The organism is Sulfitobacter mediterraneus, from assembly GCF_016801775.1.
Classification (GTDB): Bacteria; Pseudomonadota; Alphaproteobacteria; order Rhodobacterales; family Rhodobacteraceae; genus Sulfitobacter; species Sulfitobacter mediterraneus_A.
In genome coordinates this window covers 3,307,538-3,318,395 of record NZ_CP069004.1, presented here as the reverse complement: position 1 = coordinate 3,318,395, position 10,858 = coordinate 3,307,538, and the positions used below count along the sequence as shown (strand labels likewise).

Below are 10,858 nucleotides of genomic sequence, written 5' to 3'. Positions count from 1 at the left end.
GTATCTAACCGCGCCGCGCAAGGGCGGGCGGCAAACCGTTTTGTCTTTCAAAGCTGCGCACTGCATCGCGCAGCGCCGGGCCAACCTCGGCCATCATTCGGTCATCGGGCAGATCCTGCGGCAGCGCCCCGCAGGTAAAGGCCACCGATTCTCCAAACTCACTGGCATAATAGGGCACGCTGACCGCGTTGACTGTACTGGCATATCGGGTTGGCTGCGGTGCAATTGTAAAACCCTTCCCGATCAGTTGGTCATAACCGTCCTGCCGGTAACGGGTGAGCGCTTCATCAGGCTCAAGCGCGGCAAAACGGTCGTCGCCCAAGGTGGCCAGAACAGCCAGCCCAGAGGAGGAGCCATAGATCGGGACCCGATGGCCGGGATCAAGCCAGATCGCAGAAACCCCCTCGGGCCGCCACGTTTTGGCCAAGAGCATCCGGTCGCCATCACGCACCGCAACAAGCGCCAATGTGCCCGTCTGGTTCGCCAACCTCTGAAGCGTATTGGACGCCAGATCGAGAAAACTGACAGAGAGGGACGCAACCGATCCAAGCGCAACCGCCGCCGGACCCAAGCGAAACCTGTCATTGCGGGCGCCATGGCTGAGATATCCCAATGCGCACAGCGTATAAGACAGGCGCGTCACGGTTGGCTTGGGCAGGCCGGTCCGCTCAGCAATCTCTGCATTGGTCAAACCATCGTCGCTGGCGCGAAAGGCCTGCAAAAGGCCCAGCCCCCGCGCCAGTGTATTGGCGAACTTCCGGTCTGTGGGCGCAGCAGTCATCGCAAGGACACCGCGCAGGGCATCCCGGCATGCCGGCTTTTGTTCAGATCATCCGCCTTGTTTCGCACTGCAAAACACCGTTTCAATAAATTCCGCAACGCAAGCTAGTCCGCTCTCCAAAGAGACGCAAGAGCAGCCAGCAGGGAATATCGATCAGCGGCGGTCAGCCAGCGCGGTAGATGAAACAACGCCCCGGAAAAGCCTCTGGCGGCAAGGGCAACTCTTCGAGTGCGTCAAAATACATCCGGTCACTGGCGACCATAATGCCCCCCTTGGCCAACATGGGTTCAACCAGCGGCGAGATTGCCCGCGCAAAAGCATCGTTCTTGGCCCGATTGTGCCCCCCAAGATCGGCATGGATCAACGCCGCCGTGGGGCCAAACCGCTTCAGCGCGGCGGGCAATGTGTCATGCACATCCCCCAGGATCAGCCGATCCTCGGGCGGGGTGCTGTCGGGGTGTGAGGCCACCGCCCGTTCGAACACATAGATCTCACGGTCCGGCATGGTTTCGACCATGTGGTGATATGTCCGGCCATTGCCCAGCCCCAATTCGAACACTGGACCTGCCATCCCCTCGGTCAATGCATTGGCATGATCCAGACAGGCGCGTTGTGACACCATTCGGGCAATAAAGAGATCCAGTCTGCTCATGGTAGGCTCCTTTGGGCAATCTTGTCGCTACATTGAGGAATGTAGGCATCATGTCCAGCAGTTGCGACCTGCTACTGGACGAATGCGCCGGAATCGGCTTCACTCTGGTTCAAAGTATCACCTTGCCCTGACGACAGGACCAAAATGCCACCAATACTCGAAGTAGATGCGCTTACGATCGGCTTCGGAAACGCAGAACCTGTCGTGCGCGATGTCAGCTTTTCCGTCAATGCCGGAGAGACGCTCGCGCTGGTCGGGGAAAGCGGGTCCGGCAAAACGCTGACCTGTCGCAGCGTGCTCAAGATCCTGCCCGAAGCCGCGCAGATGCGCAGCGGGCGGATCAATTTTGCCGGAAGCGGCGGTGCAGTGAACCTGCTGGATGCCACGGAACGACAGTTGCGCCGGGTTCGGGGCAACCAGATCTCGATGATTTTTCAAGAACCGATGCGGTCGCTTTCGCCTTTGCACCGGCTCGGCAATCAGGTGGCCGAGGTGTTGCACATCCATCGCGGGCTGAGCCTCAGCGCGGCCAAGCGTGAGGTTCTGGAACAGTTTGAGAAGGTCGGCTTTGTTGATCCCGAACGCGCTTGGCGCAGCTATCCCTTTGAAATGTCCGGCGGGATGCGCCAACGAGCGATGATCGCGATGGCCATGGTGGCCAAGCCTGAAGTGTTGATCGCGGACGAGCCAACGACAGCGCTGGATGTCACCACGCAGGCGCAGGTGCTGGGCCTGATCCGGAAGTTGCAGCAAGACACCGGCATGGCGGTGATCCTTGTCACTCATGATCTGGGCGTTGTGGCCAACATGGCGCAGCAGGTTGTCGTGATGAACAAGGGCCGCGTCATGGAAGCGGGCCGCGCCTCCGATGTGCTGGGCGCACCTGCACATAAATACACGGCCAAACTATTTGCCGCTGCGCCGATGATCCCCGAAGTTGCCAAACCGGCACGGGCCATGGTGCGCGATGACGTGATCCTTGATCTGCGCAACGTCACCAAGACGTTCACCTTGCGGGCGGGTGGATGGCGCAAACCGGTGCAGGTGACGGCCTGCCGCGATGTGAACCTACAGGTGGAGCGCGGCAAAACCCTTGCCGTGGTGGGCGAAAGTGGCTCTGGCAAGACGACATGTGCACGGGTCGCCTTGGGTTCAGAGCGCCCCGATGCGGGCGGCGAGGTGCTGTTCCATCCGGGCGGCGGACAAGAGCCCCTGCCTGTTCATGACATGACCACCACACAGCGCACTTCGTTCCAGCGCGAGGCGCAGATGGTGTTCCAAGACCCCTATTCATCGCTCAGCCCGCGAATGCGGGTGCAGGATGCATTGACCGAGCCGATGGACATTCACAAGATCGGCACCCGTGCCGACCGCCGTGACAAGGCGGCAGAGATGCTGCGGCTGGTGGGGCTCAACCCCGATATGCTGGGCCGCTATCCGCATGCGTTTTCGGGTGGCCAACGCCAAAGGCTTTCGATTGCGCGGGCGCTGACCCTGGACCCCAAGTTGCTAATCTGTGATGAGCCGACCTCGGCACTTGATGTCTCGGTGCAGGAACAAATCCTGAGTTTGCTGGAGGACATCCGTGATCATGCCCATTTGAGCTATCTGTTCATCAGTCATGATCTGGCCGTTGTGGCGCGGATCGCGGATGAGGTGGCGGTGATGCGGGCCGGTGTCATTGTCGAACAAGCCCCGCCCGACACACTGTTCTACAATCCCCAACACCCCTACACCAAGGCGTTGATCGCCGCGCAGCCAGAGCCGGACATGTCCCGCCCCATTGACCTTGATCTGGTGGCCAAGGGCGCGGGTGCGCCGACATCCTGGCCGGATATGTTCCGTTTTGACGGGCCGGATGCGCCCGCGCTGCGTGAACTGGAACCCGGACATATGGTGCGTTGTCATGCGTAAACTGCTTTGCCTTTTGCTTTGTCTCGCCGCGCCGGCCTGGGCGCAGGACAGCACGCAGGAAACCTCCTTCTGGGCGATGGAAGTGCAAAACGGCGACCTGCCGCCAATTGCAGAGCGTTTGCCCGAGGTGCCCCTGGTTGTCGATCTGGAGGCGAAGGGGCGCACCTATGGCACCCAAGGCGGCACATTGCGCACCTTGGTTTCGCGCACCAAGGATGTGCGGCAGATGGTGGTCTATGGCTATGCCCGTCTGGTGGGCTATGCACCGGATTATTCGCTTTACCCCGATATCCTGCGCGATTTCGAAGTGTTCGAGGATCGCCGCTATACCTTGCATCTGCGGCCCGGCCACAAATGGTCGGACGGTGCACCGTTTACCTCGGAAGATTTCCGTTACTGGTGGGAAAACGTCGTCAACAATGACGAGATTACGCCAACCGGCCCGCCGGATTTCATGGTCGTCGACGGCAATTTGGGCAGCGTCACGTTCCCCGATGCCCATACGGTTGTCTTTGAATGGCCAACGCCCAATTCCAATTTCCTGCCGCTATTGGCGCAGGCCAGCCCACCATTCCTTTACCGGCCCGCCCATTACCTGCGCCAGTTCCACGTTGATTTCGCCGAAACCGAAAGCCTTGCCGAAGAGGTCCGGCGCGCCCGTGTGAAAAGCTGGGCCGCGCTGCACAACAAGCGCGACAACATGTACAAGTTCGACAATCCCGCATTGCCGACCTTGCAGCCTTGGATCAACGCAAGCGGACGCGGATCGCGCAAGCTATTTGTGCGCAACCCCTATTACCACCGGATCGACAAACGCGGGGTACAGTTGCCCTACATCGATGTGGTCGAGATGACGATTGTCAGCGCCGGTTTGATCGCCGCCAAAGCGAACGCCAGCGAAGTAGATCTACAGGCCCGTGGACTTGATTTTCCAGATATTTCGATCCTCAAGAAAGGCGAGAGCGACGGCGGGAACTATCGCACCTTGCTGTGGGCCAACGGCGCGGCCAGCCAGATCGCGATCTATCCCAATCTGAACTTTCGCGATCCGGTCTGGCGCGAGGTGATGCGCGATGTGAGGTTCCGCCGGGCGCTCAGCCTGGGCATCGACCGGCGGATGATCAACCGCGCACTTTATTTCGGATTGGCGCATGAGGGCGGCATGACTGCGCTCTCGTCCTCCCCCCTGCACGACCCCGAGGATCTGACTTCTTGGGCAACGCTGGACGTGGCCCGTGCCAATGCCCTGCTTGACGAAATGGGGCTGACTGATCGCACACCTGCGGGCATTCGCAAACTGCCCGATGGCCGCCCGATGGAATTTGTGATCGAAACCGCCGGTGAGCGCCAAGAGGTAGAGAACGCACTCGCCATTGTCACCGACACCTGGCGCGAGTTGGGCATCAAGCTCATCATGCGCCCGCTGGACCGCGATATCCTGCGCAACCGGGTCTATGCCGGTGTCAGCATGGCGGCGATCTGGTTTGGCTGGGACAACGGCTTGCCAACGCCCGCCACCTCGCCCAAATACCTCGCCCCGACCAATCAGGAATTCTTTTCCTGGCCTAAATGGGGACAGTACTACCAGACTTCCGGCAGCGCTGGCGAAGCCCCCGACATGAAGCACCCGCAGCGCCTGATGCAATTGGCCGATGACTGGAGCCACACCTTTGATCCCGCCCAGCGCCGCGCGATCTGGCGCGAGATGCTGGATATCCACGCCGATCAACAATACGCCATTGGCATCCTGTCCGAAGCGCCGCAGCCGGTTGTGGTTTCCAAACAAATGCGTAACGTTCCCGAAACGGGGATCTGGGCCTTTGAACCCGGTGCGCATTTCGGCATCCACCGGATCGACGAATTTTACTATGAGAACCCGCTACAGCAGGTGACCCAATGATGTTTCTCCGCTATGCGGTCTACCGGTTTTTCACCATGCTGCTCACCCTTTGGGTGGTCTCGATCCTTGTCTTTGCCATCATCAACCTGCCACCCGGCGACTACCTGTCGAACCAGATCGCCGAATTGCGCGCCACCGGTCAGGCCGAAGGGGTCGCCAAGGCAGAATTTCTGCGCACCGAATATGCCCTCGACCGCCCGCTGTGGGAACAATACCTGATCTGGGTGGGTTTCTCGCCGGGGCCAAATGGGTTTTCCGGCTTGATCCAAGGGGATTTTGGCTGGTCCTTCGAATTTGACCGCCCCGTGGGGGAAATTGTTGGCGATGCGCTTTGGCTGACGGTTCTGGTCAATCTGGCAGCGGTGCTGTTTGTCTATCTGATTGCCTTGCCGCTAGGGGTGCTGGCGGCGGCGAAATCGGAAACATGGGTGGATTACACCGCCGGTTTTGTCGGCTATCTGGGTCTCGCGACCCCCAACTTCCTGCTGGCGCTGATCCTGTTTTACTATGGGCACAAGTATTTCAACCTGCCCATCGGCGGGCTGATGGACCCGGTCTATGAAGGCCAGCCGATGTCATGGCTCAAGGTCAAATCCATCCTGCTGCATATGATCGTGCCCACCTTTGTGATCGGCACCTCCGGCGCGGCGGCCATGATGCAACGGCTGCGCGCCAATATGCTGGACGAGCTGAGCAAACCCTACGTCGAAACCGCCAAAGCCAAGGGGCTGGCCCCTGCCAAGCTGCTGGCGAAATATCCCCTGCGAATGGCCTTCAACCCCTTTGTCGCGGATATCGGCAACCTGCTGCCGGCGATGGTGTCGGGCTCGGTTCTGGTCTCTGTGGTGCTGGGCCTGCAAACGATCGGGCCCTATCTGCTGGCCGCCCTGAAATCCCAAGATCAGTTCCTCGCAGCATTTGTGCTGATGTTCGTGGCTCTGCTGACCCTGATCGGGACGATGATCTCGGACATGTTGCTGGTGCTGCTTGACCCGCGCATCCGGTACGGAGGGCGCGGCGCATGACCATTCAGCCGGACAATCGTTTTGTCGACACCGAACCATGGGTCGACGACGCCGACATCAGCGCCCCCGAGCGGGCGGAAATGGATGCGCCGGGTTGGCTTCTGACCTGGCGTAAATTCCGGCGGCACAAGCTGGCGTTGGTGTCAGGGCTTTTCCTGCTGCTATGCTATCTGATGTTGCCCATCGCCGGCTTCATTGCGCCCTATACACCCAATGAGCGCAGCGCCGATTACCTTTATGCCCCACCGCAAAGCATCAATCTGTGGCACGAGGGATCATTTGTCGGGCCTTACGTCTATCCGGTGACAGCCACGGCCGATCTGGTCAATTTCCGCTGGACCTATACCACCGATGAAACACGGCCCATGCCGCTGGAGTTCTTCTGCGAGGGGGACGACTACAACCTCTTTGGCGTGATCCCGTCAGACACCCATCTGGTCTGCGCCCCCGAAGGCGCAACGCTGTTCCTCTGGGGGTCCGATAGATTGGGCCGCGATGTGTTCAGCCGCATCCTCTACGGGGCGCAGCTGTCCCTGACAGTTGGGATCATCGGCATCACAGTGTCATTCCTGCTGGGCATCACCTTCGGCGCAATGGCAGGCTATTTCGGCGGCAAAACCGACTGGATCATCAACCGCGCGATTGAGATCCTGCGCTCGCTGCCGGAACTGCCGCTGTGGCTGGCGCTGTCTGCGGCGGTGCCCTCCAACTGGGGGCCGGTCGCGGTTTTCTTTATCATATCGATCATCCTGGGCATCCTCGACTGGCCGGGCCTGGCGCGTGCGGTGCGCTCCAAATTTCTGTCGCTGCGCGAAGAGGAATACGTCAAAGCCGCCGAAATGATGGGCGCGCGGCCCGCCCGCGTGATCCGCAGGCATCTGCTGCCCAACTTCATGTCCCATCTGATCGCCAGCGCCACACTGTCGATCCCGGCGATGATCCTTGGCGAAACCGCGCTCAGCTTCCTCGGCCTCGGCCTGCGGGCGCCCGCGGTCAGCTGGGGGGTGATGCTCAACGATGCACAGAACCTTGCCAGCATTGAAATCTACTGGTGGACGGCGATTCCGATGTTGCCCATCGTCGTGGTGGTGCTGGCCTTCAACTTCCTCGGTGACGGGCTACGCGCCTCGCTCGATCCATACAAAAGCTAGAATAGGCCCGATTGACCTGACCCTGCCTCCCCCTTTTTGGCTCTAAATACCTCCGGGGGGTGCGGGGGGCTGGCCCCCCGCATCGGTCGGGTGCCGCAAGGCACCCGAAACCAGGTCAGCCATACCAAGGCGCAAACCGAACCTCTGTATCGCCCCCCACCATCTTGGCGAAGGCTTCGGGATCTTGCGTGCCGCCATCGCGGCCACGGTAGTGATAGGGATAGACAAACCGCGGACCAAACTCCGACACCGCCGATGCCGCTGCATTTGCATCCATCGTGAACGGCAAGTTCATACAGACAAAGGCGAGGTCAATCTCTTTCAGCGCACGCATTTCCGGGATGTCTTCGGTATCGCCTGAAATATAGACGCGGAAGCCTTCGAAATTGAGCACATAGCCGTTGTCGCGGCCCTGCGGGTGAAACTTCTTGCGCTCTTCGGTGATGTTGTAGGCCGGGATCGCTTCGATCTTGAGGCCTTGATAATCAGCCATCCCTCCATTGGCCACCTCGGAGGCCTGCGCCTTCATCTCTTCCGACAGCTTGCCAAACACAGCCGGATTGGTGATCAGCTTTGTGTTATCTTTCACCAAAGCCTTGAGCGTATCCGCATTGTAGTGATCGCCATGTTCATGGGTGATCAAAACCAAATCGGCCTCCGGGAACCCTTCGTATTGGGCAGGCTCGCCCACCGGATCGACATAGATCGTGCCCTTGGGAGTTTCCATCACGATGGATGCATGGGCCACGGGGTGCACTTTGATCATGCCGCCGGGGGTGTCGAAACTGTCGCTGGCATGGGCTGCGGCCCGCGCGGCGAACGGCAGCAATGTGATCGTGCCAACGCCGGCTGCGGCGCCGGCAATAAAACGTCTACGGCTTGGGTGGGTCATCTCGCTCTCCTGGGTTGCTGCTTGGTGATCTAGAAGGAGGGCGGACCTTTTCAACTTACCGGTCGTCACCGCCGCCGCCCTGCTCTTCTTCTTGTTCCTCATCGACATGGGCCTGCGCGGCCGCTGTCACTGCCCGCTTTTGTTCGTCGTTGAGTTCTTCCACCTTGCCATCAGCCAGTCGCACGGTGACTTCGCGGTGAGCAAATTTGACCCCTTCGCGTTCGAACAATTCGCGGATTTCCTCATAGACTTTCTTGCGCACCAGCCATTGATCACCGGGCTTGGTCATGAACTTGACCCGGATGATCATCGCGCTGTCCTGCATCTCAATCACGCCTTGGGATTTCAGCGGCTGGATGAAATTGTCACCAATCACCGGATCGTCGAGCAGTTCCTGACCCAGCTTCTTGATCAGTTTGCGCACCTTCTCCACATCCGTGTCATAGGTCACCCTCAGGGGCAGTTTCATGATCACCCAGTCGCGGGAATAGTTGGTCATCACCTGCAATTCGCCAAAGGGAATAGTGTGCAACGCACCAAGATGATGGCGCAGCTGAAACGACCGGACCGAGATTTTTTCGACCGTGCCCTTGACCCCGCCAACATCCAGATATTCCCCTTTGCGGAACGCGTCATCGAACAAAAAGAATGCCCCGGCAAAGACATCCCGCACCAGAGCCTGAGAGCCAAATCCAATAGCGACCCCCACGATACCGGCACCGGCAAACAGCGGGCCCACGTTGATCCCGATCTCCATCAGCACGATCAGGACAATGGTGACGACAACCACGATCAACACGATATTGCGGAATAGTGGCAACAGGGTCGCCAAACGGCTGGCGGAGGATCCGCCGCCCTCATCGCCCAATTCGCCCTCTTCCTGATCACCCGATTCTTCGGCGATCTTTGTGTCAATCCAGATGCGGAAGGCGTGGTAGACGATATAGCCGATAAAGATGATCACCATGATGTCCAGCAGCCTGTCGGCAAAGCTTTCGACCATTTCGGCGCTTTCGTTGTCCCAGATATAGAAGAACGCATAGGTGCCTGCGACAAAGGCAAGGATACCGGCAACACGCCGTGCCAGCGCTTCGAATGAGTTGAGGGAATGCCGTGTGGGCTGCGCCGCGCGGGCCGCTTCTTCGGCGGCGCGGGCTTCGGCCAGCTCCTGCTCCAGACGCGCGGCCTCGGCTTCGCTGTTTGGGGTTTCGCCCAACTGGGCATCCGCCAGTGCGCGGGCCTTGGCTTCTTCCTCATCGCGGATGGCATTCAATTGCCGCATCGCGCGGGCGCGGGCAAAGCTGCGTTCGATCAGGTAGTTGATCACCCCGTAAACCACGATGATCGAGATCAAGATCCCATAAGCCCCCGCAATCAGGGGGAACCCGCGGGGGTTGGCCAGCACCAGATCAAAGGTCAGATTGAACCAGGCCAGCAACACATAGAGGATCACAGCCGGTGCCCAGACACGGGCAAGGGTGCGGATGATAAAACTGCTTTCGGACGGCGATCGACCATTGCGCATCGCGTTGGAGATGGCACGTCGGTTGACCAGAACCAGCAGGATATTCAACAGCACGATAACTGCGGACATGACCGAGAACAGGAAGGCATAAACATCGTAATTCAGCCCCAGCTCGCCAATCCAGACACCGAACAGGATGCTGCAAATGTCCAGTGAGGCCAAAATCCAAAGCCAGCGATGCAGACGCTTTGCCTCGGCGTCAGTCAGAGCGGGTATGCGGTATTGCGACAGGAACGGCGACAGGATCATCCGCCACAGCCCGGCGACGAACCGGCATGTGAAATAGGCAATATTGATCAAGGCTGCCGTGAACTGCATCGCCGTGTCTGTGAGTTGGCCAAAGACGATAAAGCCCAGAATATAGGCCACCAGCATCGACACCAGGATCCCGCCCACCCCCATCAGGAACCGGAAAATCAGGAACGGCATTTTCTCGACATAGCCGACCGGGTTCTCCTGAATGCGGGCCACGACAAAACTGCGGGCGATCCGTTTGCCAAAGATTTGCGCCTCGACAAAGGCGCCTGCTGCGAACAGCAACAGGCTGTAAAGAACTGCTTTGCCAAAGGCGGTGATGGTTCCATCGGGGCTGGCCGCCCTGAGGATATATCCGACCTCGGCAAAGGCGTCGGGCAGATCCAGCAGGCGGTCTATCAAGGCAGAGCGGAACTTGACGATTTGATCCTGCGTTTCCATCAAAGCGGAGGATCCTGCCTCGCTATCAGCCGAAGGGGCTTCCGGGCGCGCAGTGTCCTGGCTCAGCAGATTGCCATCGCGATCTATGACCACAACACCGACGCCGTTCTCGGCGGCCTTCTTCATGATTTCGTCGATATCGGGCGCGTCTTCTGTCTGGGATTTCGCGGGCATCAAGGATCCCAAGCCCTGCGCGGACGCCGGCAATGACAGCCCGCCCAAAAACAGGCCAAGAACCGTCAAAAGCAAAATCGCAAACCGCATAAATCCCCCACTGGCCATCTGGCCTTACCTCACGCTAAGTCAGCCACCAGCCCATTGC

At 59.5% G+C, this 10,858-nt stretch carries 8 protein-coding genes; 4 read left to right on the top strand and 4 right to left on the bottom strand.

Features of this window, described 5'->3' with window-relative positions; all coding sequences use genetic code 11:
• Window positions 1-4: 4 nt before the first annotated feature.
• Together JNX03_RS16415 and JNX03_RS16410 are read right to left on the bottom strand one after the other, a co-directional pair.
• Window positions 5-781, bottom strand: coding sequence for an IclR family transcriptional regulator (locus tag JNX03_RS16415; RefSeq protein ID WP_203210070.1), 777 nt, complete (start codon window positions 779-781; stop codon window positions 5-7).
• A gap of 163 nt (window positions 782-944) precedes the next feature.
• Window positions 945-1,433, bottom strand: a complete 489-nt coding sequence (locus tag JNX03_RS16410) for a class I SAM-dependent methyltransferase (RefSeq protein ID WP_203210069.1) — start codon at window positions 1,431-1,433, stop codon at window positions 945-947.
• Window positions 1,434-1,577: 144 nt separating this feature from the next.
• Here JNX03_RS16410 and JNX03_RS16405 point away from each other — a divergent pair, with 144 nt between their 5' ends.
• The 4 genes from JNX03_RS16405 to JNX03_RS16390 are packed head-to-tail and all read left to right on the top strand — an operon-like array spanning window position 1,578 to window position 7,423.
• Window positions 1,578-3,347: an ABC transporter ATP-binding protein gene (locus tag JNX03_RS16405; protein WP_203210068.1), complete on the top strand. Its 1,770-nt coding sequence runs from the start codon at window positions 1,578-1,580 to the stop codon at window positions 3,345-3,347.
• The gene (locus tag JNX03_RS16400; protein ID WP_203210067.1) at window positions 3,340-5,247 is read left to right on the top strand and encodes an ABC transporter substrate-binding protein; all 1,908 of its coding nucleotides are present in this window, start codon (window positions 3,340-3,342) and stop codon (window positions 5,245-5,247) included. The genes JNX03_RS16405 and JNX03_RS16400 overlap by 8 nt, the downstream gene beginning before the upstream one ends.
• Complete coding sequence (locus JNX03_RS16395; RefSeq protein WP_037905839.1) at window positions 5,244-6,272, top strand: ABC transporter permease; 1,029 nt, start codon at window positions 5,244-5,246, stop codon at window positions 6,270-6,272. The genes JNX03_RS16400 and JNX03_RS16395 overlap by 4 nt, the downstream gene beginning before the upstream one ends.
• On the top strand, window positions 6,269-7,423 hold the full coding sequence (locus JNX03_RS16390; RefSeq protein ID WP_203210066.1) for an ABC transporter permease: 1,155 nt from the start codon (window positions 6,269-6,271) through the stop codon (window positions 7,421-7,423). The genes JNX03_RS16395 and JNX03_RS16390 overlap by 4 nt, the downstream gene beginning before the upstream one ends.
• Before the next feature lie 115 nt (window positions 7,424-7,538).
• Here JNX03_RS16390 and JNX03_RS16385 read toward each other — a convergent pair whose 3' ends face one another.
• Together JNX03_RS16385 and JNX03_RS16380 are read right to left on the bottom strand one after the other, a co-directional pair.
• On the bottom strand, window positions 7,539-8,315 hold the full coding sequence (locus JNX03_RS16385; protein ID WP_203210065.1) for an MBL fold metallo-hydrolase: 777 nt from the start codon (window positions 8,313-8,315) through the stop codon (window positions 7,539-7,541).
• A 55-nt stretch (window positions 8,316-8,370) separates the two neighbouring features.
• Window positions 8,371-10,800, bottom strand: coding sequence for a mechanosensitive ion channel family protein (locus JNX03_RS16380; protein ID WP_203210064.1), 2,430 nt, complete (start codon window positions 10,798-10,800; stop codon window positions 8,371-8,373).
• Between the last annotated feature and the right edge of the window lie 58 nt (window positions 10,801-10,858).